Source organism: Bradyrhizobium sp. CCBAU 51765 (assembly GCF_015291725.1).
Lineage (GTDB): Bacteria > Pseudomonadota > Alphaproteobacteria > Rhizobiales > Xanthobacteraceae > Bradyrhizobium > Bradyrhizobium liaoningense.
Map to the genome: position 1 here is coordinate 3,257,066 of NZ_CP030038.1, position 24,140 is coordinate 3,281,205.

A 24,140-nucleotide genomic window follows, 5' to 3' on the forward strand; every position below is an offset into this window, starting at 1 on the left:
TCACTCCCGCGCCGTCGGCGCCGCGCCTTCGGGCGGCGGGGCCAGTACGTGGATCGCCTCCTGGATCGACTCCAGCGCGCGCTCGGCTGCGCGCGTGCCGTGTGCGATCAGGTCCTCGGCGCGGTGGAAGTCGAACCAGCCGAACTGGCCGACTCGCGGGGTGATCAGCATGTCGGGAGGATCGCCGGCGAGGCGGGCCCGGGTGATGCGGTCCTGCATGATGTTGAAGGCATCCACCATCACCGAGGAGATGCCGGGCCGGCCATTGCCGCCGAAGAACTGTCGCTTCATCGTCTTCTCGGGCGAGAACAGGCGCGGGAAGCGCCGCTTGGCCACCGGCTCCTCGGCCTCCGGCACCACCGGAGCCGGCACCGCGCCGTGCGAATAGATCGTCGTGGAATGGGTGAAGATGTCGCTGGAAAGATTTGCGGCGATGACGATTTCGGCGCCGAGCGCGCGGGCGGCCGAGACCGGCACCGGGTTCACCAGCGCGCCGTCGACCAGCCAGCGGTCGCCGATCAGCACGGGCGCGAAGATGCCGGGCAGGGCGTAGGACGCGCGCATGGCATCGACCACGCGGCCGCGTGTCAGCCAGATCTCGTGGCCGGTGCGAACCTCGGTTGCGACGCTCGCGAACTTGATGGGCAGGTCCTCGATCAGGATCTGCCCGATCGCCTCCTCGAGCCGGGTCGCGAGCTTCTCGCCGCCGAGCAGGCCGGAGCCGTTGAGACGGATATCGAGATAACCGAGGATGTTGCGCATCCCTTGCAGGCTGCGCCCCCATTCCTCGAACGTATCGAGCCGTCCGGCCGCGTGGAGGCCGCCGACCACGGCGCCGATGGACGTGCCGACCACGACATCGGGCACGATCCCATTGGCAAGAAGGGTCCTCAGGATGCCGATATGGGCAAAGCCGCGCGCCGCGCCGCCGCCGAGGGCAAGGCCGATGACCGGCCGGCGAATGCTGCCGAGTCCAACCTTCTCGCCGTTGGAGCCCCGACCCTTCAATCTGTCCAGCACCGAAACCCTCCTAACGCCGAGGCCAGCCCGTATCACCAGACTAGGCACCGCTGCTGTGCTCCGCCATATCAGGGGTGAAGCATGGTTTATGCCGCTTTGCGAAGGGCACGGGGCGGGAGTATGGCGATGGATGGCTGGCTCCGGGGTAATCACGCAAGCGTCAATCAGGTTCCAGCTATTGTACGCGAGGCCGTATTTCCTGGGGTTTCAGAGGCTTGAATTTGCCGCGTTTTCAGTGAAAAGCAGGGGGTATGACACGCGGGGGTGACGGCATCATCGGATGGCGGCGCAGCGGCAGGCTGCTGCCGGCGCTGATCCTTGCTGCGTGCCTCGTTACCTCAGGCCAAACTGCTGCGCAGGCGCAGCTTTTCTCCGATCGTCCGCCGCCGGTACCGCCGGCATCGGTGCCCGACCCCGGCGGCGCCGTCAGCCTGGCGCCGCCCTCCGGCCCCAGCGCGGGACCCCCAAGCCTGCCGCCGACGCTGATGCAGCCCGTGACGCCCAGCATGCCGCCGCCCGCGGTCACGACCGTGCCACCGGCCGCCCCGCTGAACGCGGCCGTGCCCGGCCAGGGCGTGCTGTCGCTGACGGCGAAATACGGCAAGGACTCTCCGCCCATCACCAGCGGCCTGGTCTGGCGCGTGTTCGCCGACCGTCCCGACGAGAACGGCACCTTCAAGCTGATCCGCGAGGACCGCAACGCCACGCCCAACATCGTGCTGCCGCCCGGCAATTACGTCGTGCATGTTGCCTTCGGCCTCGTCAGCGCGGTGCGCACCGTCGCCCTGAAGGCGGAGACGGACCGCGAATCCTTCGTGCTGCCGGCGGGCGGCCTGCGCATCGAGGGCCGCGTCGGCACCAGCCGCATTCCGCAGAACCAGATCTCGTTCGCGATCTACAAGGGCAGCCAGTTCGAATCCGGCGAGCGCGCATCGCTGGTGCCGAACGTCGCCGCCGGTGACGTCGTGCTGATTCCGGAGGGCACCTATTACATCGTCTCCAACTACGGCGACGCCAATTCGGTGGTGCGCTCGGACATCCGCGTCCAGGCCGGCAAGCTCACCGACGTCACCATCACCCACCGCGCCGCCGTCATCACCCTCAAGCTGGTCAGCGACAGGGGCGGCGAGGCGCTCGCCAACACCGCCTGGTCGGTGCTGACGCCCGGCGGCGACGTCATCAAGGAATCGATCGGCGCCTTCCCGCGCGTCGTGCTCTCCGAAGGCGAATACCGCGCTATCGCCAAGAACGAGGGCAAGGTCTACGAGCGCGGCTTCAACGTCGTCAACGGCGTCGACGGCGAAGTCGAAGTCGTCGCGCGCTGAAGCATGATCCGGAAAAGTGCGTAGCGGTTTTCCGACTGATCGCATCGCGCTTTAGAACCCAGGCGACGCTGCGCGCAGCCTGACTTGACGCACCGCACGATTGGTTCTCATCTAGCGCACGGCTGTGCATCTCTTGTTACCGCTAGATCGGTCTCGGGTGCCGGAAGCAACCGCTCTTCGCCGCTGCCCCCCGTGTTTTGACCAAATGGCCGCTCGGGGACGGAGGTAACACCGCTGACCAGGGCTTATTCCCGCACCGCGGCTTCGTCACACTCTGGTGCACGATACGAATTTCCGATCATCTATTTTATTCTCTTTCCACCGCGCTGGGTTATATGTCGGGAATCCATCTAATGGGGGTAGCCGGAGCAGGCCTGTGCGTCTGCGAGACCGGCAAGGAGCAGGGACCAAGCCCGTCGGCATGTTCGAAGTGATCCTTACGAGGCGCAAGCGGTTTGGCTGGCGATGGCAGGTGTGCGACCAGTCCGGCAAGATATTTGCCGACGGCTTCGAGCGCACCCGGCCGTCTGCCAAATATCAAGGCGAGCGCGCGTTGTTCTTTCTGTTGTCGCAGGCCTATCTGCGCAACCGCTCCGCCGCGTCCAGCGAGGACTAGCGGCGCCAACGGGCAACAGGCTCGCCTAGACGTCGACGACCAGCTTGCCCTTCGCGGCGTGATCGCGGATCAGCGCATAGGCGTCGCCGACATTCTCCAGCGTAAAATGCCTGGGATCGAGCAGCGGCACCAACTTGCCCGCCTCCACCAGGCGCGTCGCTTCCATCATGATCTCCCCATGATGCGCACGCCCTTCGCCCGACAGCAGCGGCAGCAGCGTGAACACGCCGGAATAGGTTGCGGCGCGGAACGACAGCGGCGCAAGCGCGTGCGTCCCCCAGCCGAGCGCACTCACCACATGGCCGAAGCGGCGCACCGCTTCAAAGGAGGCGTCGAGCACCTTGCCGCCGACGGTGTCGTAGACGACGTCGAAGCCGCGGCCGCCGGTATGCTGCGCAACATAGGTTTCGACAGGCGTGTTGCGGTCGATGAACACCGCGCCAAAATCTTCGATCGTGGCGCGCTGCGCCGCTGAGCCGGTTGCGAACACATTCGCTCCGAAGGCGCGCGCGATCTGGATCGCGACATGGCCGACGCCGCCGGCGCCGCCATGGATCAACACCTTCTGGCCGGCCCCGAGCGAGGCGCGGTCGATCAGGCCTTCCCAGGCCGTGATGAAGATCAGGGGCAGGGCTGCCGCCTCCCGCATACTGAGATTGGCGGGTTTCGATGCCAGCAGGTCGGCATCGACAGCGGCGAATTCGGCCAGCGATCCCTGCACGCCGCCGACGCCACCGGTCATGCCATAGACTTCATCGCCCGGCTTGAACCGCGTCACGTCGTGCCCAACCTGCTCGACCACGCCGGCGAGATCGATCCCGGGGATCGCAGGCAGCGGATGCCGCGCATGCGGCGCCGCGCCGGCGTGGATCTTGGTGTCGAGCGGATTGACCCCGCTCGCGCGCGCCCGGACCAGCACCTCGCGCGGGCCGATTTCGGGCGTGGAGATGATCGAGAGCCGCAGCGGCGCGTTGTGCGCCTCCAGTACGGCTGCACGCATTGTCGATCGCTTGGTCATGATCGTTCTGCTCCGTTGTCGCCCTCCAATATGCCCATTAATTTTTGCATGGAAAGCAACAACGATGTACGATCACCGTGCATTATTGCATGAGGGCTTCCGATGGACTGGAGCGATCTGCGCATCTTCCTGGCGATCGCGCGCGAAGGCACGCTTGGGGCTGCCGCGCGAAAGATCGGCCAGACCCAGCCGACCATGGGCCGGCGGCTTCGCGCGCTCGAACAGGCGTTGGGACAGACGCTGTTCCAGCGCACCGCCGACGGCTTCGTCCTCACGGACGAGGGCACCGCCGTGCTGCGCCATGCCGAGCGGATCGAGGAGGAAGCGCTCGCCCTTCAGCGTTACGCCTCCGGCGCGGAGACGCAGCTCGATGGCCTTTTGCGCCTGTCGTCGTCGGACTGGTTCGGGACGGTGATGCTCGCGCCGGTGATCGCCGCCTTCGGCAAGCGTCATCCGAGGGTGACCGTCGAGCTCCTGACCGATGCGCGCCTCTACAGCCTGCCGCGCCGCGAAGCCGATCTCGTCTTCCGCATCAAGCCGTTCAGCGAGCCGGAGATTATTTCCCGGAAGCTGCTGCACATTCCCTACGCGCTCTATGGCAAGAAGGGCAGCAAGCCGCCGCGCGCCGGCGACGGGCGTGGCGTCCGCGTCGTGACCATGAACGTCGAATTCGCCGATATGCCCGATGCAGCCTGGCTGAAACGCGCGCTGCCCAATGCGGAAGTCGCTTCGCGCAGCAACAACAGGCAGGCGCAGGCCGAGCTCTGCGCGAGCGGCGGCGGGTTGGCGGTGCTGCCCCGCCCGCTCGGCGACCGCGACCGCCGCCTCGTCGCGCTTGACATCGGTACGTCGCCGCCCGGCCGCGATACTTTCGTCGGCTATCACCGCGACCTCAAGCGCCTGGCTCGCCTGCGCGCGCTGCTGGATCTGGTGATCGAGCGGTTGGCAGGCACGCACCCGTAGCAGCCCGGGTGGAGCCAACTTCAGGGCTACCAGACTTTGCGTTGCCGGTCGGGCAGAACACCCAAACCATCGGTCAAGACGCTTCGCCGAAAATATTCAGCTTTACCGAAATTCGGAAACGGCGTATGTGTCGCCGCAACCCGGCCCAAGGAAGAGGGGCGTATCGCGATCGTCACGAACGCGGGCCGGGCGGCGGTGGACGCAGATGGCGTTGGCGCGAACGGGCTTGCAGGGCGGGCAACCGTGAGCAGGGTCGTCGCGCATACGACCGGTGCCATCAGCGTACGGCAAAATCGTGTGGTCCTGGCGCCCGGGGTCTGTGCGCCAAGTGTTGCGGTGACGTTGCGGCCCGACCGGGTTCGCACCGTCAGTCATCCGCAAGGCGACGGGGGCAATAGTGCATCGCTCCCCGGGGAGAGCGCGACATAAGCCGTAAAACCACTGCGCAGGGAAGGCCGGATGTTTGGCTTCACCTGTATGCCGCTGTGCAAATTCTTCGTTGCCACCTTTCGCACAGTGGACCGTGGGTGCCCGGCCGGCACCCGGTCTTCCCTGCGCCCCTTTTCACAGAGGGTGAAGCCACCAGGCAAAGCTCGGGCGAGATGCGCCGCGAGGATGCGAAGGTGTGCCTGCGAGCGAAATGTGAATTAAGGAACTGCGCTGCCCACCACGAACGCCGTCACTGCGAGCGCAGCGAAGCAATCCAGAGTCTTTCCGCGGAGGGATTCTGGATTGCTTCGCTGTGCTCGCAATGACGCTGTTGATGCAGTCGCGCGTGAACACTCCGCTCTCGTGCCCCGGACGCAGCGCCGCGCGAAGCGATGCGCTGCAGAGCCGGGGCCCATGCAAGAGCGCGTTGCGGCATTGCGCCGCGTCCGGGACACGAGAGCATCACCTTTGCACAGCTGTCATAGTCTCTAACGCCCACTAACCAACGCCTGACTTAAAACTGTCATAATCGCCGAACGGAACCCGCGCCGGCGCGCTTTTTACACGTCGTTAAGCGCGTCTGCATTGGATGCGCCGGCAAAGTGCGTTGGGGACTGCCATGAATGCCGCGAAGAGGGTGTCGGGAAAGCCGGCCACCGAAATGTTTGACGACATCCCGGTGCTTCAGCGCAAATGGCATGCGGCATTGAAGCCGGGCGAGCGGTTGCCGCGCTATGAGGACGTGATGCTCGGCAGTCTCGGACGGCTTGCCGACCACATCGCGCTGCTGAAGAACGATGGCGCGCTCGAACTGTCGCGCAGCGGACGCTACGTGCAGAAATGGCTCGGCGAGGAAGCCTGGGATATTCCTGTCGCCGAGCTGTCGCCCGATTGTGCCACGGCGCTGTCGGAAGCCGCGGCAAGCGCGCTTGCGACCGGACGGCCGCACCGGGGAAGAGCGCATTGTGTGCGCGACGGCATGGTCAGGACCTACGACGTGCTGGCGTTGCCGACGTCCTCGCGCTGGGGCGCGACGCTGGTCGGCGCCTATGTCAACGAGCGCGGCGCGCAATACAATCTCCTCGACGCGATCTTTTCCTCGACCGACGATGCGGTGGTCTCCCTCGTGATGCTCCGCGATGCGGGCGGCAAGCCGTTCGACCTTCAGGTCGTGCATCACAACAAGAGCGCGGGCGCACTGCTGAAGGTTGCGAGCGGAAGCCTGTTGTGGCGACGGATCGGCGAGGGCGGCACGCTGCTGGCCCTGCCCGAGGTGATGGAATTCCTGTTCAAGGCCGTTCTGAGCGGCCGCGGCGAGCAGCTCGAGATCGAGAGCGAGGGACGCTACCTCAGGCTCAGCGCCACCGCCTTCGCCGACGTGGTTTCGCTGACGATCTCCGATGTCACCGCGCTGAAGCGGCGCGACGCCTCGTTCCGCCTGCTGTTCGACAGCAACCCGATGCCGATGTGGGTGTTCGACGCGCAGACCAAGGCGTTCCTCAGCGTCAACGACGCCGCGGTCCAGCATTACGGCTACAGCCGCGCCACCTTCCTGCGCATGAAGTTGCACGAGATCTGGCCGGAGGACGAGTGGGACAGCCACGCCGAGGCGCTGGAGCGCCTCGGCGACGCCTATCACTCCTCGCGCAACTGGCGGCATCTGCGCGCCGACGGCAGCGAGATCGAGGTGCTCACCTTCGGCCGCCGCGTCGCCTTCGACAATCGCGACGGCTATTTGGTGGCGGTGGTCGACATCACAGAACGGCGCAAGGCCGAGGCCCGCATCGCCCATATGGCGCACCATGACGGGCTCACCGACCTGCCGAACCGAGAGTTTTTCCAGGAGCGCCTGAAGCAGGCCCTGGGCCAGGCCGACGGAAAACGGGTCGGCGTGCTCTACATGGATCTCGACCTGTTCAAGAACATCAACGATTCCTTCGGTCATCCGGTGGGCGATCGCCTGCTGAAGCAGGTCGCCGAGCGCCTGACCACCGCGGTCCGCGGCGCCAATCTCGCGGCGCGGCTCGGCGGTGACGAGTTCGCCGTCATTTTGGCCGCCGACGTCTCGCCCAACGAGGCCAGCGCCTGCGCGTCCTTGCTGATCGACATGGTGAAGGCACCTTATGATCTCGAGGGGCAGGAGATGGTGATCGGCGCCAGCATCGGCATCGCGCTGTCGCCGGGCGACGGCACGACGCCGGAAGAGTTGATGCGCAATGCCGACATGGCGTTGTACCGGGCGAAGTCCGATGGCGGTGGCGTGCACCGCTTCTTCGAGCGCGAGATGGACCTCCAGGCGCAGAGGCGCCGTGACATGGAGCTCGACCTGCGTCGCGCGTTCGCCAATGGCGAGTTCGAGCTGCACTATCAGCCGCTCGTGTCGATCGCCTCCGACCGCATCTCCGGCTTCGAGTCGCTATTGCGCTGGCATCACCCCGACAAGGGCATGATCTCGCCGGCGGAGTTCATCCCTGTTGCCGAGGACATCGGCCTCATCATCCAGCTCGGCGAGTGGGTATTGCGCGAGGCCTGCGCCGAGGCCGTCAAATGGCCTGCCGACATCAAGGTTGCGGTCAATCTGTCGCCGGCGCAATTCCGCAGCCGCAACCTGGTTCAGGTGGTGATCTCGGCCTTGGCGCAGTCCGGCCTGTCGCCGAAGCGGCTCGAGCTCGAGATCACCGAGTCGATCTTTCTGGCCGAGACCGATGCCAATCTCGCGACCCTGCATCAGTTGCGCGAGCTCGGCGTCGGCATTTCCATGGACGATTTCGGCACCGGCTATTCCAGCCTGAGCTATCTCCGCAGCTTTCCATTCGACAAGATCAAGATCGACCGCTCCTTCGTCAAGGATCTGGCGCAGCGGCCCGACTGCGGCGCGATCGTGCGCGCGATCTCCGGGCTCGGCCGCAGCCTCAACATCACTACGACCGCGGAGGGGGTGGAGACTGAAGATCAGCTCGACTGGCTGCGCGCCGAAGGATGCAACGAGGTGCAGGGATTCCTGTTCAGTGCCGCGCGGCCCGCGGCCGAGATCGGAAAGCTCCTAGCCGATTTCGGTGAGCGCACCTCACGGGCGGCGTAGTGCGGGCGGGTAGCAGTCGTACACCAGCGCCTTGAACGCCGGTGTGATGCGGCTGCGCTCGTTCTGAGTCTGTTGCATCATGAGGTAGACCATGTCGAGCTTGGGATCGACGCCGAAATAGGTGCCGCTGCCGGAGTCCCATTTCAGTTCGCCGAGCGAGCCCGGCGGCGGCGGTTTCGCATTGCCGGGATCGGTCCGCACCGCAAGGCCGTAGCCATAGCCGAAGCCGTCGCCCGGGAAATAGAAATAGTCGCGTGCGACGCCGGAGCCCGGTCCGATGTGATCGGTCGTCATGGCTTCGAACGCGGCCGGGCTGAGGTAGCGATTGCCCGCGAACTCGCCGCCGTTGAGCAGCATCTGCGAGAAGCGTTGATAGTCGGTGATGGTCGAGAGCAGGCCGCCGCCGCCGGATTGCCATTCGGGATGGGCGAGGCGCTCGCGTTCGCCGGCAAGCAGGATGAAGTCGTTCGGCAGCGGCCGCGCCATCCGCGCAATCTCGTCCTCGGTCGCGAGCACGAATTTGGTGCTGTTCATGCCGAGCGGGTCGAAGATGCGCTGTTTCAGGAATTGATACAGCGTCTGGCCCGAGACGATCTCGATGATGCCGCCGAGCACGTCGGTGGAATGGCCGTAGCGCCACAGCGTTCCTGGCTGCCGTGCCAGCGGCAGCCTGGCGATCCGGTCGGCGAACTCCCTGTTGTTGAAAGGACCTTCGAAGATGTTGGCCGCCTTGTAGGCATGCTCGACCCATTCGGCTCCGATATAGTCGTAGCTGATGCCCGAGGTTTGCCGCAGCAGATCCTCGATGTTGACGGGACGGACCGGGGCCACGAAGTCAAGTTCCAGCTCGCCGTGCGGATCGGTGGTCTGGAGGCCCACCTTGGTCTTGGCAAAGGGGGGGACGTATTTGGATACGGGATCGGTGAGCGCCAGCTTGCCCTCGTCGATCAGCATCATCGCGCCAAGGCAGGTGATCGGCTTGGTCATGGAATGGATGGCAAAGATCGTGTCCGGCGTCATGGCGAGGCCGGTCCTGGTGTCGCGCACGCCGAAGGTCTTCAGATAGACTGGCTTGCCGTGCTGCTGGATCAGGATCACCGCGCCCGGCAGTCGGCCGCTCGTCACCTCGTTGTCGAAATACGCCGTGATGCGATCGAGCCCCTCGGATGACGGGGCGCGGACGTTCGCCGCCCGGCTTCGCGCCATCGTGCCGGCGAGCATCGCGGCCCCGACCAGAAATTCACGCCGTCGCATCCGAGCTTCCTCCCTCGCCGGGATCAAAGCCGCACAACGTTCGGGGCGTCAACAAGCCTTCGGTCAAAAACGCGTCACGATTTCCGAAAGGAACGGTCGCGGACGGTCTTCGCTCGGCTTGGTCGGCGTGCCGATATGAATGAAGCCGGCGAGCTTCTCGTCCGGCTTGAGGCCGAGCCCGTCCAGCACGTCGCGGTCGAACGAGAACCAGCCGGTCAGCCAGCAGGCGCCGTAGCCAAGCGCGGTGGCGGCCGTGACGATGTTCATGGCGCTGGCGCCTGCCGATAACTCCTGCTCGAACGCCGGCACCTTCGGATGCGGCTTGGTGAAGCTGACGATGCCGATCACCAGCGGCGCGTCCATCAGGCGCTTGCGCTCGGTCTCGATATCGGCCGCCGGCGCGCCCGGATTCTTCCGGGCGAAGACCTTGGCGATCACCTCTCCGGCACGTGCGCGGGCATCGCCCTCGAAGATGATGAAGCGCCAGGGCGCGAGCTTGCCATGATCGGGCACGCGTGCGCCGATGGTCAGGATCGTCTCGAGCTCGGCCGGCGAGGGGCCGGGCCCGGTCATCTCGCGCGGCTTGACCGAGCGGCGGGTCTTCAGGAGTTCGATGGCGTCGGGCACTGCGATATCCTCTTCAAATGGTCGGCGGGCGTGCCATGCCGAGATAAGCATGCACGCCCGCAACCGGAAGCGAATTTAGATCGATTTCAGGGATCAAGCGGCGCCGCGCATCCGCTTCACATCGGGCGGGGTGGCCTCGTCGACCAGGGCGGCGATCGCCTCCTCGGTCGTCATCACCTTCTGGCCGTCGCTGCCGAGCCGGCGGACCGAGACCGAATGCGTCTCGGCCTCCTTTTTGCCGACCACGAGCAGAGCCGGGATCTTGGCCAGCGAGTGCTCGCGGACCTTGTAGTTGATCTTCTCGTTGCGCAGGTCGATCTCGGCCCGCAGGCCGGCGCGGCGCGCCTGCTCCAGCACCACCTTGGCGTATTCGTCGCCTTCCGAAGTGATGGTCGTGACCACCGCCTGCACCGGCGAGAGCCAGAGCGGGAAGTTGCCGGCATAGTGCTCGATCAGGATGCCGATATAGCGCTCCATCGAGCCGCAGATCGCGCGGTGCACCATCACGGGCGGCTTCTTGCCGCCGTCATGGTCGATATAGAACGCGCCAAACCGCTCCGGCAGGTTGAAGTCCACCTGCGTGGTGCCGCACTGCCAGTCGCGGCCGATGGCATCGCGCAGCACGTACTCGAACTTCGGCCCGTAGAAGGCGCCTTCGCCCGGATTGATCTCGGTTTTGATGTGATTGTTCTGCGACTGGATCTCGCGCAGCACGGTGGCCATCACGCGCTCGGCGTGATCCCACATTTCGTCGGTGCCGACGCGCTTTTCCGGCCGGGTCGACAGCTTCACGGTGAGGTCGCCAGTGAAGCCGAAATCGGCATAGGTCGACAGGATCAGATCGTTGATCTTCAGGCATTCCTCGGCGAGCTGGTCTTCGGTGCAGAAGACATGGGCGTCGTCCTGCGTGAAGCCGCGCACGCGCATCAGGCCGTGCATGGCGCCGGACGGTTCATAGCGATGCACCACGCCGAACTCGGCAAGCCGCAAGGGCAGGTCGCGATAGCTCTTCAGGCCGTGTTTGAAGATCTGCACGTGACCCGGGCAGTTCATCGGCTTCAGCGCGAACCAGCGCTTGTCCTCGGCCTCGTCGCCGGCCGATTGCGCCGCGAACATGTTCTCGCGATACCACCCCCAATGGCCCGAGGTCTCCCACAAGACCTTGTCGAGGATCTGCGGCGCGTTGACCTCGTTGTAGTCGCCGGAGAGGCGCCGGCGCATGTAGGCGATCAGCTGCTGGAAGATGGTCCAGCCCTTCGGGTGCCAGAACACGACGCCCGGACCTTCCTCCTGGAAGTGGAAGAGGTCGAGCTCGCGCCCGAGCTTGCGATGGTCGCGCTTCTCGGCTTCCTCGATCTGCTTGAGGTAGGCGTCGAGATCCTCCTGCTTGGCGAACGCCGTGCCGTAGATGCGGGTCAGCATCGGGTTGTTGCTGTCGCCGCGCCAATAGGCGCCGGCCACCTTCATCAATTTGAAGGCATTGCCGACCTTGCCGGTCGAGGTCATGTGCGGGCCGCGGCAGAGATCGAACCAGTCGCCCTGGTAGTAGATCTTGATCGGCTCGGTGCCGGGAATGGCGTCGACCAGTTCGACCTTGAAGGCCTCGCCCTTGTCGCGGAACACCTGCTTGGTCTTTTCGCGGTCCCAGACTTCCTTGGTGAAGGGTTTGTCGCGCGCGATGATCTCGCGCATCTTCTTCTCGATCGCGGCAAAGTCTTCCGGCGTGAACGGCTCGTTGCGGAAGAAGTCGTAGTAGAAGCCGTTCTCGATCACGGGACCGATGGTGACCTGGGTGCCCGGCCACAGCGTCTGCACTGCTTCGGCCAGCACGTGTGCGCAGTCGTGGCGGATCAATTCCAGCGCGCGCGGATCGTCGCGATTGACGAACTCGATCTTGGCGTCATCCTCGATCGGGTCGTTGAGATCGGCGACCACGCCATCGAGGGCCATCGCAACCGTGCGCTTGGCCAGCGACGGCGAGATGCCCTTGGCGATGTCGAGGCCGGTGATGCCCTTGTCATATTCACGCCGGGCGCCGTCGGGGAAGGTGAGGGTGACTTTGGGGGCGGGGGTCACGGGCTTCAGGTTCGACAGGCTGTACTGAAAGCCGGACTCGGATTTGGGCTGGTCGGTCATTGCTTTTCTCCTGAGGCTCACTCCTGCGAACGAGCGCAGGTAAGCGGGAACGAGCGATATATCAGGCGATTCGGCCTGTGCAATCCGGCATTTCCAAGAAAGTGACGCGCAAAACCCGCGACTTTGCACCAACTATATCGAGCAGCGCCCTTCAACTGGCCGCAGGCCTGCTCTACATGCACTTGCATGGAAAAAGCCCCTGCCGCCCGCCGTTTCGCGCCAACCGCCCTGATGCTCGGCAATCTCGTCACCGGCTGCTCGGTGCTGGCGCCGGCAGGCATGCTGCCGGAATTGGCGACGGGACTTCAGGTCAGCATCCATGCGGCCGGGCTCCTGATCACGTTCGGCGCGGTCACGCTGTGCATTGGCTCGCCGCTGACGGCCTGGCTCACCAGCCGCATGGAACGGCGGACGCTGCTCGCGACGACGCTTGCGGTGCTCGCCTTCGGCAATCTCGCTTCGGCCTTTGCGCCCGACTACGCCAGCCTCCTTGTCATTCGCCTCGTGATGCTCGCGGTCGGCGCGCTCTACACGCCGCAGGCCGCCGGCACGGCAGCGCTGATCGTGCCGGCGGAACGGCGCGGCAGCACCATTGCATACATTTTCCTTGGTTGGTCGTTGGCGGCCGCCGTCGGCCTGCCGCTGATCACCTTCATCGCCAGCCGCTATGGCTGGCGCGCGGCCTATGGCGGGATCGGCGCGCTCGGTTGCATCAGCTTGCTGCTGTTGCTGCTGCGCCTTCCGGCAGGCCTGAAGGGCGCACCGGTGGATCTGAAGACATGGGCCGCGGTCGGCCGGAGCAGGACGATCCTGCTGCTGCTTGCGATCACGATGTTGCAGATGTCGGGGCAGTTCGTGGTGTTCACCTACATGGGCCCGCTGCTCAACAAGCTCACCGGCGCGGGTGCCGATGCGATCGGCATGGTGTTCGCGCTTTACGGCATCTGCGGGTTCCTTGGCGTTGTCATCGCAACCCGCATCGTCGACACCTCGGGGCCCTATCGCACCTCGTTGCTGTTCACCTGTCTGCTGCTTGCCGGGATGACCGGATGGGCGCTCGGCGCCGGCTCGCTCGTCTTGATGGCGGGCGCGGTCGCGACCTGGGGCCTTGGCTTCGCGTCGACCAATTCGATGCAGCAGGTGCGGCTGGTCGCGGCCGCCCCGCCGCTGGCATCGGCGACCGTCGCGCTCAATACCTCGGTCCTCTATATCGGCCAGGCGGTCGGCTCCGCCGTCGGCGGGCTGCTGTTTGCCCGCGAGCTCCTGCACGCGCTCGGCTTCGTCGCGGTCGGGTTCGTCGTGCTGGCGCTGATCCTGTTGGTGCTGACCCGGCCACGGCCGGCGGCTGCCACAACCGCCTGAACGCCGTCTTTCCTGTGCGCAAGGTGCTTGGCAAACCTCGCGTGAGGGCGCTAGAAGGCCGGACATGGGGACCAAAGAGAGTTGACTGAGATGAGGATGATTCTGGCGGTTGCCGCGGTGCTCTATTCAACCTCCGCACTTGCGCAAGCCGACAAGCCTCCGATGGTGGGGGACAAGCCGCTGGTGCAGGTCAAGCCCAAGGGGACCAACGAGGCCGCGGCCAAGCCCGCCGCGGCAGCGAAGGGCAAGCCGCAGTCGATTGCCGTCCGGCTCCAGGCCTGCCTCGAGATCGACGACGGCACCAAGGATCGCCTCAACTGCTACGACGCCGTGATCCCGCCGGCGCCGAAGCCGAAGCCGGCGAAGGCCAAGGGCTACGCCGATTGCCGTTTCTTCAAGGAAGAGGACGAGCGGCTGACCTGCTTCAACGGCTTTGCCGAGAGCATTCCGAAGCTGCCCAAGAACTGATATTCGCCAGGTCAGGGCTCAGTCGCCGATCGAGCTGAGCAATTGGGCCTAGCGGCTCGATGCGGATGGATTGGTCGAGGCGACGCGCGTGAGCGCGAGCGACGGCGTTGCCGACATCTTCACCAGCACGTCCTTGAGCGGATCCCGCGTCCAGGCGCGGGTCACGTAATCGCGATGGGTGATGCCGTCGCCGGTCTCCACGAACACCACGCTGCCGGGACGGAGCGGCCCCTCCATGTCTTCGGCGACGCTGATGCCCTTCTGCCGCAGCATGCTCATCAGCTCACGGTCGCGCCGCGCCGTGTAGCGGGTGTAGGAGCTGACGAAGAAGCCGGAGCGGTGGCTCTCGATCCAGGAGGCGAACTTGTCGAGTTCGCCGTAGATGGCGTCGAGCAGCACCACGCCGCGGACGCGGTCGCTGATGCCGCCGACCTCCAGGCTCCAGGCCGTCGGCAGGAAGCCGCCGCTATAGCCGACGATCACGATCGGCATGTTGGCGAAGGCGCGCGCACTGTTGGGATCGCCGCTGAGGCGGGCGAGATGGTCGGCCGATTCCGCCATGAAGCGCTTGAACCCGCCCGGTTGCCAGAACTTGCCGGCGCTCGAATCGGCGGCATCGACGGCCATTTGCGGTGCAAGGAGCACGGCATTGGCGCCGGAATCGCTGATCTGCCTGGGCACCAGCTGGCGGTCGCGTACGTCGCGCTCGAGCGTCGCGCCATTGCCGTGGAAGAACACCACGATTACACCGGGCTTGTGCACGTCGAAATGCTCGGGCACGTGCACCAGCACCCGGCTGTCGCTGTAGGTCTCGTCTTGCCAGTAGACGCGCCCGGAATAGCTGCGGTGACCGCGGCGGTCGCCCTTGGAAATGTTGAGGAAGGGCGCGTCGGAGGCGGGGTTGTTGCCGAAGTAGGGGAAGGCCGACGACTTCATGCTGACGAGTGTCGTCAGGTCGTCGCGCGGCGGACGCTTGTAGGGGACCTGCGGCTCGAGCGAAGCTACCTTGTAAGGCGCTTGCTCCGGCGGTTGTTGCTGAACGGCGCGCCTGGGCGAGAAGTCCGACATCTGCCGTTGCGGGAAGCTTTCGCTCGCCGAGGGAAAGCGCTCCTTGAACTGCGGGGCGGGGAAGCGGTCCTCGAACGTGTCGCCGGTTGCCACGCGTGGGTTGGAGGCTTGCGAACTGGTTTTCGCGACGACCTGGACATTCGCCTGCGAGTTCGTTGCCAGCGCCGCCGGATCGGGTGCCTTGCCGCATTGAACCAGCGTCAGCGACAGCGGCACCAAGGCCGAGATCAGGCCGACCCGGAGCGCGCGATCGCGCGCACCGGACGTTGTCCGATCGGCACGACAGTCAGCTCTCAGTCTCGGAACGGCCCCGAACATCCACCCATGACCCCAAGTCACGACATCAAGTCCGTCGGCATGCTTTAAGACAATTGAGCCGACTGGCGTTTAGGCGACGTTAAGCGTCCGGAGCAACTTCCCCACATCCGGAACGCTCAAAAGGACCATGCAATCGTGTCCTGATTGTGGGGAGCGCGAACGGGAAATTTCGCGGCAATCCAGGCGTCGTTGTCCAAAAGCGAGGTTAGTCGGTGTTTTGGTACCCGCTGCCGTTGCCTCATTTAACCCTTGTTAACCCTGCTTGAATTGACTGGGCCGAACTGCACGATGGCCTGCGAGGCGAGACGCCTGAGGTTAAGGACCGCGATGACGGCATCACATGCGGGAACCGCAGCCTGGATGGGCCGGCTGACCGGGAGCGGGGCCGGGGTCTCCGTTCCGGTCGCAACCGCGATCGTCGTGGCCGACATGATCGGGGTCGGCGTCTTCACCAGCCTCGGCTTCCAGGTCAAGGACATCCCGTCCGGCTTCTCGATCCTGCTGCTCTGGACCGTCGGCGGCATCGTCGCCTTGTGCGGGGTGTTCGCGTACAGCGAATTGGGCGCGATGTTTCCGCGCTCGAGCGGCGAGTACAATTTCCTCGGCCGCGCCTATCATCCTGCCTTCGGCTTTCTCGCCGGCTGGGTGTCGGCCACGGTCGGCTTCGCGGCGCCGGTTGCGCTCGCGGCGATGGCGTTCGGCGAATACGCCAAATCGGTTGTCCCGGATCTGCCGCCGATTCCGCTTGCCATCGGCGTGGTGTGGCTGGTCTCGCTCGTGCAACTGACCGGAGTCCGGCACTCCTCGACCTTCCAGCTGATCTCGACCATCCTCAAGGTCGTCCTGATCGTCGCCTTCCTGGTCGCCGGCTTCGTCGTCGGCGCGCAGCAGCCGATCGCCTTCACGCCGCAGCCGGGCGATCTCGCCCACATCGTCAGCGCGCCGTTCGCGATCGGCCTCGTCTTCGTGATGTATTCCTTCTCGGGCTGGAATGCCGCGACCTACATCATCGGCGAGATGAACACGCCGCAGCAGAGCCTTCCGCGCGCGCTGCTTGCGGGCACGCTGATCGTGCTCGTGCTGTACGTCGCGCTGAACGCGGTCTTTCTCTACACCACGCCGGTGAGTGCGCTCGCCGGCCAGCTCGACGTCGCCAGCGTCGCCGGCAGCGCCATCTTCGGCAGCCTCGGCGGCCGGATCGTCGGCGCCATGATTTGCGTCGGCCTGATTTCCTCGATCAGCGCGATGATGTGGATCGGGCCACGCGTGATGATGACGATGGGGGAGGACATTCCGGCCCTGCGCGTGTTTTCGAAGCGATCGGTGAGCGGCGCGCCGGCCTATGCCGTCCTGTTCCAGCTCGCCGTCGCCAACCTGCTGTTGTTCACGCGCAGCTTCGAGGCGGTACTCGACTTCATCCAGTTCGCGCTGTTGTTCTGCTCGTTCTTCACGGTCGCCGGCGTCATCAAGCTGCGCATCACCGATCCCGACCTGCCGCGGCCCTATCGCGCCTGGGGATACCCGTTCACACCGCTCGTTTTCCTGCTCGTGACCGCGTTCATGATGTACTACCTCCTGACCGAGCGGCCGGTGCAGTCGCTCTCGGGGATGCTCGTCATGCTCGCGGGCCTGTTGATTTATGCTGTGTTCCGCAGGCGGCCGGCTGCCGCCGGCAACTCGTCACACCGCGAATAGAGATGTTTTGACCCATGAGAATTGCGGCGCTCGCTCTTGTCCTGCTGGCTGCGGTCGTCTCGTCCGCGCATGCTGCCGACGCCAGCTTCGACGACACTGCGCGCTTCCTTGCGGGCATGCAGCCATCGGCGGACTCGCCGCTGGTGCCGCTCACCAAGGATCCGGGCTGGCAGCGCCATGCAAAGTTCTTCGACGGCGCCTTCGCCCAACTCGAACAGCGGCAGCTCGCCAATATCCGCAGCTGGGCCGACGCCAATCTCGCCGCGCCCCGGCCGACCATGTTCTACATGTTCAGCGGCCCGGATTTCCTCTACGCCGATGCCTTCTATTCCAAGGCCAGCACCTATGTGCTCGGCGCGCTGGAGCCGGTCGGCGCCGTGCCCGACCTGACGCGGCTGCCGCGTGGTTCGGTCGCCGCCGCGCTCTACAATGTCGAGCGTTCGCTCGGCTCGATCCTGAGCTTCTCCTTCTTTATCACCAAGCAGATGAAGGTCGACCTGCGCGCCAACCCGGTCAACGGCACCTTGCCGATCCTCTATGTCTTCCTTGCGCGCTCCGGCAAGACCATCCGCAATGTCGAGATGATCGCGCTCGACGACAAGGGCGGGGTGCATGTCGGCGACGACAATCCGGGACGAAACGCGACGCGCGGCGTCCGCATCACCTTCGCCGGCAGCGATGGGGAAGCGCGCACGCTGTTCTATTTCTCGACCGATCTATCCAATTCCGGCGCGCGCGCCGCAGGCTTCCTGAAGTTCTGCGAGACGCTCGGGCCCGGCAACAGCCTGCTCAAGAGTGCCTCCTATCTGTTGCACTCCGGCAATTTCTCCGTCGTGCGCGACTGGTTGCTCGCCAACAGTGCCACCATCATCCAGGACGATTCCGGCATTCCGCTCGCGAACTACAACGCACGGCAATGGCGGTTCTTCCCATTCGGCCGCTATCTCGGCCCCATCGACGAATTCCCCGGCCGCTATCAGGAGCGCTACGCCGAACTGTTCACGCGCGCCCAGCCGATCGATTTCGGCGTCGGCTATCGCTGGCGGATGCGCGAGTCGAATTTGCTGCTGTCGGTGAAGGTGCCGGGCAGCGAGACTGCGCCGACTGCGGAGACCACTTCGGCGACCGAGCCGCCGCCAAGGCCGCCGCGCCCGAAGCGGCTGCGGCCGCCGGAGTCCGTCCCACCGTCACAGGGACGTTTCTTCTGGTTCCGGTAGGCTATTTGGCGAGGCCGGGCGTCAAGAGGTCTGGGCCACGACGACCAGCACTTCGGCCTTCTGTCGGCCGAGGCTCCTGACCTCGTGCGGCGTCTCGCCTGAAAAATACAGGCAATCTCCCCTGCCGAGGACGAGCTCTTCGCCGTCGAGCTTGATCGCGATCCTGCCGTTGATGACGAACAGCAGCTCCTCGCCCGCATGCGAGGCGCGCGTCGCCGACTTGTGCGGCGGGCTCAGCAGGAAAGGCTCCATCATCTTGCGGGTGCGACCGGTCGCCAGCGGGACCACGCCGAACGTGTCCTGGAATAGCGGCACATTGCCGTCCTGGCGGCGGAACAGCGTGTAGCGCGGTGCCGGCTCGGCGTTCGGGTCGAAGAAGGTCGCGACATTGACCTCGAGCGCGGCGGCCATCCGCAGCAGGGCTGCGAGGGAGGGGATCTTGAGGTTGCGCTCGACCAGCGAAATGTAGCCGCGGGTGAGGTCGCTTTGCTTCGCAAGCTGGTCCAGCGTCAGGCCCTTGGCGATCCGCGCCTGGCGGATGTTGGCCCCGACCGCTGTCGCTTTGCTGACGTCAAGCACGCATGAGTCTCCCGAGCTGCTGAAGCCTGTTTTGCAACAGATGGCGCCAGACTGCCAGCCCGGCGGACGGCAAGGCCCCGCGCCGGTCGCCCGCGAGGGTATTCCATTAGAAAACTTCTGAGCAGAAATTTCGGGCAAGGGCGCGGATATTATGAGCAGGTGAATTGGTATAACGCGGAAAATCGCCGAATATTGGTGCAATTCGTTCGCATTGCCGCGATCGTCGGCATCTGCCGCGTTCCGTGGCGTTGATTTCCATTAGTAAACATGATCGATTTTTACCGTCGCGGCTGCCGATGGGCACCACGACCGAACCAACTGCTTTTCCCAGGCGCCGGTACCTTTTGGAGAGATCGATGACCGTAGCAGACGACGTAACCCTGAACGTAGCGCCGGACGAGGCGGCGAGCTTGCGACGGATCGTGTGGTCGAGCGTGATCGGCACCGCGGTCGAATGGTACGACTTCCTCATCTATGGCACGGCGACCGCGCTGGTGTTCAACAAGGTCTTCTTCGCCGCAGGCAATCCCGCGCTCGCCACCATCGCGGCCTTCGGCACCTACGCCGTCGGATTTCTGGCGCGCCCGCTCGGTGCCGCGATCTTTGGCCATTACGGCGACCGGGTCGGCCGCAAGGCGATGCTCGCGATCACGATCATGGTGATGGGCATCGGCACCTTCCTGATCGGCCTGCTTCCGACCTACCAGCAGATCGGCATTGCCGCGCCGGTGCTGCTGATCGGATTGCGCTTTCTCCAGGGTATCGGCCTCGGCGGCGAATGGGGCGGCGCCGTGCTGATGGTGGTCGAGAATTGCCCGACGCATCGCCGCGGCCTGCTCGGCAGCATGGTGCAGGTCGGCAACCCCATCGGCAATCTCGCCGCGATCGGCATGTTCGCGCTGGTGGCGAGCCTGCCGGAGAGCGACTTCATGACTTACGGCTGGCGCATCCCCTTCCTGATCTCGATCCTCCTGGTCGGCGTCGGTCTCTACATCCGCCTCAACATGGAGGAGACCGCCGCCTTCCGTCAGGTCCAGGCCAAAAAGGAAGTCGCAAGCCTCCCACTGCTCGAGATCTTCAGGCACCACCGCCGGCCGTTCTTCACCGCGGTCGGTCTGAAGATCTCCGAGATCGCCTATGCCAGCATCGGCGGCGTGTTTGTGATGTCTTATGCCACCGCCAATCTCGGCCTGCCGCGCGCGGTGGTGCTGAACGGGGCGTTCGCCGCATCGCTGGTCGCGCTGCTCGCTATCCCGCTGTTCGGCTGGCTGTCCGACCTGGTCGGCCGCAAGACGATGTTCTATGCGAGCTGCCTGTTCTCGGCGCTGTTCGCCTTCCCGCTGTTCTGGCTGCTCGACACCCGCGATCCGACGATCGTTGTCTGCACCATCGTGGTCGCGATCACCTTCGGTCAGATGGTCATGTTCGGTATCGGCGCGCCCTGGTACTCCGAACTGTTTACCGCGCGGCTACGTTACAGCGGTGCTTCGCTCGGGTTCCAGGTCGGTGCGGCCCTGAGCGGCGGGTTGACGCCGCTGATTGCGGCCTCTCTGATGGCCTGGAGCGGCGGCGCAACCTGGCCGGTCTCGCTGCTGCTCGTCGCCTGCGCCGCCATCACCGCGATCGCGACCACGTTCGCCCCGGAGATGGCGAACAAGGAACTGACCTGATCCCGCGGCGCCGCTGCCGGCGGCGCCACGACTTCTCAAAAGGATTTGTCATGCTTGATACGATCAGCGCCGGTGCGGCGCAGGGCGCAGCACAGCTCGGATGGACCGGCGTGGTGCGCTTCCTCCATCTCACCCCGCGCGCGTTCCTGCCGATGCGCGCAGCCGAGACCATCACCCTCGTCGCCGGGAAAGGAATCGAGGGCGACCGCTACATGATCGGCAGGGAAGAGGGGTTTTACTCGCACAAGCCGGAAGAGGGCCGGCAGGTGACCCTGTTCGAACTCGAGACGCTGGTTGCGCTGAAGCGCGACGCCGGGATCGAACTGGGCCCGGAAGAGCATCGGCGTAACGTCACGGTGGAGGGCGTGCCGCTGAATCATCTCGTCGGCCGCCGCTTCTGGCTGGGCGAGACCCTGCTGGAAGCGACGCGGCTGTCGGTGCCGTGCCGGCACATTGAGGAGATCACCGGCAAGGCGATCTTCGATCCCTTGATCAATCGTTCCGGCCTCAACTGCAAGATCCTGCAAGGCGGCATCGTCAGGGTCGGCGATACCGTGCGGAATGCGGCATGAGCGCGCGACCGATCACGACGGTCAAGACGGTCGTCGCCGGCATCGAGGAGGCGGGGGCAGGCATCAAACTGTTCACGCTCGCCGATCCCGACCGGTGGGAACTGCCGCCGTTCAAACCCGGCGCACATATCGATCTGCATCTGCCGAACGCGCTGGTCCGTACCTATTCGCTGTGCAACGATCCCGCCGACAACACGCGCTATGTCATCGCGGTGAAGCGCGAAGCGGATGGACGCGGCGGTTCGCGGGCGCTGCACGACGAAATCGGCATCGGCGATGTCATCGGCGTGTCGTTGCCACGCGGCGGACTTGAGCCCCAAGCTCGCATCGCGCGCTACGTGTTCCTGGCTGGCGGCATCGGCGTGACGCCGTTCCTGTCCATGGTGCGGCATCTCGAACGAACGAGGCAAGCCGACTTCACGCTGCATCTGATCGTGCGTGAGGAGGTGCCGCTCGCCACGCATCTCGGCTCGCTGGTCGAAGAGGGGCGCATCATCGTGCACCGGACGTCCCGGAGCGGGCGTCCCGATCTCGCAGCGCTCGTCGGAGAGGGTGGATCTGAGACGATGGTTGCCTGCTGCGGCCCGGAGAGCATGACCGACGATTTCGAGCGGGTGACCGCAGCGTGGCCGGCTGCGAGCGTCCATATCGAGCGGTTCATCGCACCGCCACCGGTCATCGATCCCGACGCCAAGCCGTTCACACTGTCACTGGCGCGCTCGGGCGCCGAGATCGAGGTGCGGGCCGGCCAGACCATGCTGGCCGCATTGCAGGAGGGAGGCATCGACATCGCGACCTCCTGCTGCGGCGGCATCTGCGGCGCCTGCAAGGTCGGATGGATCGAAGGCAAGCCGGTTCACCGCGACCGCATCCTGTCGCCGTATGAACGCGAACGCTATCTCATGGTTTGCGTGGCGGGCTCGGACGCCGAGCGGCTGGTGCTGGATCTTTGAGCTACCAATGCACGCTCTGGCTCGGCACGATGAACGTCGTCGTGCTCGGCTGTGTCGCGAAGCTCCTCGCCAGATACCAACCTGAGCCGAGGACGAGCGCGAGCAGTGCGATGGCGGCGAGCAGGTCGACGGTTCTGGGATCGTGTCCCCTGTGACCGAAATTCGGACCAGGCCGGACGTGAAAATGAGGGCTGATTTTCCAGCGCATTGTTGTTTCCTCCCGTGGGAGCATCGAAACAACGCGAGCGGAAAGCGCCGGTTCCGGTCAGGGCGGCGATGCACCAGCACCGGAGCCTCTATCAGGGTGCATTGACCCCGCGCCAGCGGCCGTAGCGCCAGGGCAGATACCAGCGTGCGCCTTGCGGTGCGGTGAGGGGCACGTTGTCGATGCCGGACGTGCCGAAGGGATTGCAGCGGAGCAGGCGCGCGAGCGTCATCCAGCCGCCGGCCCAGAGCCCGAACCGTTCGATCGCCTCATCGCCGTAGACGGAGCATGTCGGCAAGTGCCGGCAGTTGTAACCGACCAGGGGCGACAGCGTATGCCGATAGAGCCAGATCAGCGCGCGCCCAAATCTGCGGGGCAGCCGGAGCGCACCGTCGACGGAGCTGGAACAATGCTCGCAGGCTGAATGCTTCATGTGCGCTTTGCTGCGACCTTAAGCCAAGGGGTGCCCAGTTCCGGCGCAGGGAACCGTAAGCTGTTGTTTGCACGCCCTATTTTGCGTGCTTTTTGGGAGCAGTGCAGCAAGTATCTCTGGACGAGCTGTATTCCCCCGGATACCATTTTTGTGACGTTCATGTGTAGACTCATTGAACGCGCAAAACGGGGCTTACCTGAATCGCCTTGGGGCTTGGGGAAGGGACCAGTTTGAAACGTCTGACGTCGCTCAATCTTCGCGGCTGGTTGCTGGTGGGAACCGCCATCTGTGGAGTCGCGCTGGCTGGCGCCGTCGCGACTTTCGGGTCGTCGGCCCGGGCAGGCAACACCCTCGAAGAGCGCAAGCTGCCGATGAAATTCAGCTGGGTCGCCTGCGAGCCGAACTGCCGCGGCTGGGTCAGCGCGGTCGGCATCATCACCGCCGACACGCCAAGGGAATTCGAAGAGTTTTCGCGCGGGCGCCAGCTCGGCGGCGCGACGGTCGTGCTCGATTCGAGCGGCGGGTCCGTCAATGATGCGATCACGCTCGGCCGGCGCTTTCGCAATCTCGGGCTTTTGACCACGGTCGGCGTCAGCCTCCGCGGCGGGCCGTCGACCCGCCCGGCGGTCGCGCCGGAGGCCTATTGCGAATCCATGTGCGTGTTCCTGCTGCTCGCCGGCAAGAAGCGCTACGTGCCGGAAGCCGCCCATGTCCGGGTCCACCAGATCTGGATGGGCGACCGGGCTGACGATGCCAAGGCGGCGAGCTACAGCGCGCAGGATCTGATGATCGTGGAACGCGACATCGGCCGACTGGCCAAATACACATTCGACATGGGCGGCGCCGGCGACCTGCTGTCGCTTGCGCTCAGTGTTCCGCCCTGGGAAGACCTGCACGAGCTCGACGCCGGCGAGCTCAAGCTCACCAATCTGGTCACGACCGATCTCGTGGCTGATGTACTCCCGCATGTGGATATTTCGGCGCCGGCAATGGCGGAGCTGGCACCGAAGACGCAGGCCAGGTTCGGCGCGGAACCGGAGCAGGCGCAGCCTGCCAAATCGACCAAGACGGCGGAAGCCCTGGTCCCGACGGGTGGCGCGGCCGCGCCGGCTGCGGCGATGCAGAAGTAG

21 protein-coding genes are annotated in these 24,140 nt (G+C 65.2%); 12 read left to right on the plus strand and 9 right to left on the minus strand.

Translation table 11 applies throughout. From position 1 onward, the window contains the following. On the minus strand, positions 1-1,020 hold the full coding sequence (locus tag XH96_RS15540) for a patatin-like phospholipase family protein (RefSeq protein ID WP_194393248.1): 1,020 nt from the start codon (positions 1,018-1,020) through the stop codon (positions 1-3). A gap of 251 nt (positions 1,021-1,271) precedes the next feature. Here XH96_RS15540 and XH96_RS15545 point away from each other — a divergent pair, with 251 nt between their 5' ends. Next, a complete protein-coding gene (locus tag XH96_RS15545; RefSeq protein WP_194393249.1) occupies positions 1,272-2,345 on the plus strand; it encodes a hypothetical protein in 1,074 nt (357 codons plus the stop codon). Positions 2,346-2,721: 376 nt separating this feature from the next. Beyond that, positions 2,722-2,961: a hypothetical protein gene (locus XH96_RS15550; RefSeq protein ID WP_239624609.1), complete on the plus strand. Its 240-nt coding sequence runs from the start codon at positions 2,722-2,724 to the stop codon at positions 2,959-2,961. Between the two features lie 25 nt (positions 2,962-2,986). On the opposite strand, the gene XH96_RS15555 is transcribed toward XH96_RS15550, so the two are convergent. After that, positions 2,987-3,979 (minus strand): zinc-dependent alcohol dehydrogenase family protein, encoded by a 993-nt coding sequence (locus tag XH96_RS15555; RefSeq protein WP_246790095.1) that lies wholly within the window; start codon positions 3,977-3,979, stop codon positions 2,987-2,989. 102 nt (positions 3,980-4,081) lie between these two features. Between XH96_RS15555 and XH96_RS15560 the strand changes: the two genes are divergently transcribed. Beyond that, positions 4,082-4,942: a LysR family transcriptional regulator gene (locus XH96_RS15560; protein WP_194393250.1), complete on the plus strand. Its 861-nt coding sequence runs from the start codon at positions 4,082-4,084 to the stop codon at positions 4,940-4,942. Between the two features lie 1,048 nt (positions 4,943-5,990). Then, positions 5,991-8,453 (plus strand): bifunctional diguanylate cyclase/phosphodiesterase, encoded by a 2,463-nt coding sequence (locus XH96_RS15565; protein WP_194393251.1) that lies wholly within the window; start codon positions 5,991-5,993, stop codon positions 8,451-8,453. Here the strand turns inward: XH96_RS15565 and XH96_RS15570 are convergent. From XH96_RS15570 to thrS, 3 genes are all read right to left on the minus strand, one after another. Continuing rightward, positions 8,439-9,707: a serine hydrolase gene (locus XH96_RS15570; protein WP_194393252.1), complete on the minus strand. Its 1,269-nt coding sequence runs from the start codon at positions 9,705-9,707 to the stop codon at positions 8,439-8,441. The genes XH96_RS15565 and XH96_RS15570 overlap by 15 nt on opposite strands. 63 nt (positions 9,708-9,770) lie before the next feature. Beyond that, positions 9,771-10,334, minus strand: coding sequence for a nitroreductase (locus XH96_RS15575; RefSeq protein ID WP_194393253.1), 564 nt, complete (start codon positions 10,332-10,334; stop codon positions 9,771-9,773). Between the two features lie 93 nt (positions 10,335-10,427). Beyond that, on the minus strand, positions 10,428-12,470 hold the full coding sequence (gene thrS, locus XH96_RS15580; RefSeq protein ID WP_194393254.1) for a threonine--tRNA ligase: 2,043 nt from the start codon (positions 12,468-12,470) through the stop codon (positions 10,428-10,430). A gap of 186 nt (positions 12,471-12,656) precedes the next feature. Between thrS and XH96_RS15585 the strand changes: the two genes are divergently transcribed. Continuing rightward, positions 12,657-13,832, plus strand: a complete 1,176-nt coding sequence (locus XH96_RS15585) for an MFS transporter (protein ID WP_194393255.1) — start codon at positions 12,657-12,659, stop codon at positions 13,830-13,832. A 90-nt stretch (positions 13,833-13,922) separates the two neighbouring features. Next, positions 13,923-14,300, plus strand: a complete 378-nt coding sequence (locus tag XH96_RS15590) for a hypothetical protein (RefSeq protein WP_194393256.1) — start codon at positions 13,923-13,925, stop codon at positions 14,298-14,300. 48 nt (positions 14,301-14,348) lie between these two features. Here XH96_RS15590 and XH96_RS15595 read toward each other — a convergent pair whose 3' ends face one another. After that, positions 14,349-15,686, minus strand: coding sequence for an alpha/beta hydrolase (locus XH96_RS15595; protein WP_194393257.1), 1,338 nt, complete (start codon positions 15,684-15,686; stop codon positions 14,349-14,351). Positions 15,687-16,013: 327 nt separating this feature from the next. On the opposite strand from XH96_RS15595, the gene XH96_RS15600 reads away from it, so the two are divergent. Next, a complete protein-coding gene (locus XH96_RS15600; RefSeq protein WP_194393258.1) occupies positions 16,014-17,381 on the plus strand; it encodes an APC family permease in 1,368 nt (455 codons plus the stop codon). A gap of 14 nt (positions 17,382-17,395) precedes the next feature. Further along, the gene (locus XH96_RS15605) at positions 17,396-18,598 is read left to right on the plus strand and encodes a hypothetical protein (protein WP_194393259.1); all 1,203 of its coding nucleotides are present in this window, start codon (positions 17,396-17,398) and stop codon (positions 18,596-18,598) included. Positions 18,599-18,619: 21 nt separating this feature from the next. On the opposite strand, the gene XH96_RS15610 is transcribed toward XH96_RS15605, so the two are convergent. Then, positions 18,620-19,177, minus strand: a complete 558-nt coding sequence (locus tag XH96_RS15610) for a helix-turn-helix domain-containing protein (protein WP_194393260.1) — start codon at positions 19,175-19,177, stop codon at positions 18,620-18,622. A gap of 356 nt (positions 19,178-19,533) precedes the next feature. Here XH96_RS15610 and XH96_RS15615 point away from each other — a divergent pair, with 356 nt between their 5' ends. The 3 genes from XH96_RS15615 to XH96_RS15625 are packed head-to-tail and all read left to right on the plus strand — an operon-like array spanning position 19,534 to position 22,372. Then, positions 19,534-20,847: an MFS transporter gene (locus XH96_RS15615; RefSeq protein ID WP_131871145.1), complete on the plus strand. Its 1,314-nt coding sequence runs from the start codon at positions 19,534-19,536 to the stop codon at positions 20,845-20,847. Between the two features lie 50 nt (positions 20,848-20,897). Further along, complete coding sequence (locus tag XH96_RS15620) at positions 20,898-21,419, plus strand: MOSC domain-containing protein (protein ID WP_194393261.1); 522 nt, start codon at positions 20,898-20,900, stop codon at positions 21,417-21,419. Continuing rightward, positions 21,416-22,372, plus strand: coding sequence for a PDR/VanB family oxidoreductase (locus XH96_RS15625; RefSeq protein WP_194393262.1), 957 nt, complete (start codon positions 21,416-21,418; stop codon positions 22,370-22,372). Before XH96_RS15620 ends, XH96_RS15625 begins: the two co-directional genes overlap by 4 nt. Before the next feature lies 1 nt (position 22,373). On the opposite strand, the gene XH96_RS15630 is transcribed toward XH96_RS15625, so the two are convergent. Next, positions 22,374-22,580, minus strand: a complete 207-nt coding sequence (locus tag XH96_RS15630) for a hypothetical protein (RefSeq protein ID WP_194393263.1) — start codon at positions 22,578-22,580, stop codon at positions 22,374-22,376. Between the two features lie 91 nt (positions 22,581-22,671). After that, positions 22,672-23,010: a membrane protein insertion efficiency factor YidD gene (yidD, locus tag XH96_RS15635; RefSeq protein WP_061880573.1), complete on the minus strand. Its 339-nt coding sequence runs from the start codon at positions 23,008-23,010 to the stop codon at positions 22,672-22,674. A gap of 230 nt (positions 23,011-23,240) precedes the next feature. Here yidD and XH96_RS15640 point away from each other — a divergent pair, with 230 nt between their 5' ends. After that, entirely contained in the window at positions 23,241-24,140 is a 900-nt protein-coding gene (locus XH96_RS15640) for a hypothetical protein (protein ID WP_194393264.1), read from the plus strand.

Excerpts from the sequence above, each read along its gene's own strand:
- XH96_RS15545 (WP_194393249.1), top strand. The coding sequence starts at position 1,272 with ATGACACGCGGGGGTGACGGCATCATCGGATGGCGGCGCAGCGGCAGG.
- XH96_RS15555 (WP_246790095.1), bottom strand. The coding sequence starts at position 3,979 with ATGACCAAGCGATCGACAATGCGTGCAGCCGTACTGGAGGCGCACAAC.
- XH96_RS15560 (WP_194393250.1), top strand. The coding sequence starts at position 4,082 with ATGGACTGGAGCGATCTGCGCATCTTCCTGGCGATCGCGCGCGAAGGC.
- XH96_RS15565 (WP_194393251.1), top strand. The coding sequence starts at position 5,991 with ATGAATGCCGCGAAGAGGGTGTCGGGAAAGCCGGCCACCGAAATGTTT.
- XH96_RS15570 (WP_194393252.1), bottom strand. The coding sequence starts at position 9,707 with ATGCGACGGCGTGAATTTCTGGTCGGGGCCGCGATGCTCGCCGGCACG.
- thrS (WP_194393254.1), bottom strand. The coding sequence starts at position 12,470 with ATGACCGACCAGCCCAAATCCGAGTCCGGCTTTCAGTACAGCCTGTCG.
- XH96_RS15585 (WP_194393255.1), top strand. The coding sequence starts at position 12,657 with ATGGAAAAAGCCCCTGCCGCCCGCCGTTTCGCGCCAACCGCCCTGATG.
- XH96_RS15590 (WP_194393256.1), top strand. The coding sequence starts at position 13,923 with ATGAGGATGATTCTGGCGGTTGCCGCGGTGCTCTATTCAACCTCCGCA.
- XH96_RS15595 (WP_194393257.1), bottom strand. The coding sequence starts at position 15,686 with ATGTTCGGGGCCGTTCCGAGACTGAGAGCTGACTGTCGTGCCGATCGG.
- XH96_RS15600 (WP_194393258.1), top strand. The coding sequence starts at position 16,014 with ATGACGGCATCACATGCGGGAACCGCAGCCTGGATGGGCCGGCTGACC.
- XH96_RS15605 (WP_194393259.1), top strand. The coding sequence starts at position 17,396 with ATGAGAATTGCGGCGCTCGCTCTTGTCCTGCTGGCTGCGGTCGTCTCG.
- XH96_RS15615 (WP_131871145.1), top strand. The coding sequence starts at position 19,534 with ATGACCGTAGCAGACGACGTAACCCTGAACGTAGCGCCGGACGAGGCG.
- XH96_RS15620 (WP_194393261.1), top strand. The coding sequence starts at position 20,898 with ATGCTTGATACGATCAGCGCCGGTGCGGCGCAGGGCGCAGCACAGCTC.
- XH96_RS15625 (WP_194393262.1), top strand. The coding sequence starts at position 21,416 with ATGAGCGCGCGACCGATCACGACGGTCAAGACGGTCGTCGCCGGCATC.
- XH96_RS15630 (WP_194393263.1), bottom strand. The coding sequence starts at position 22,580 with ATGCGCTGGAAAATCAGCCCTCATTTTCACGTCCGGCCTGGTCCGAAT.
- yidD (WP_061880573.1), bottom strand. The coding sequence starts at position 23,010 with ATGAAGCATTCAGCCTGCGAGCATTGTTCCAGCTCCGTCGACGGTGCG.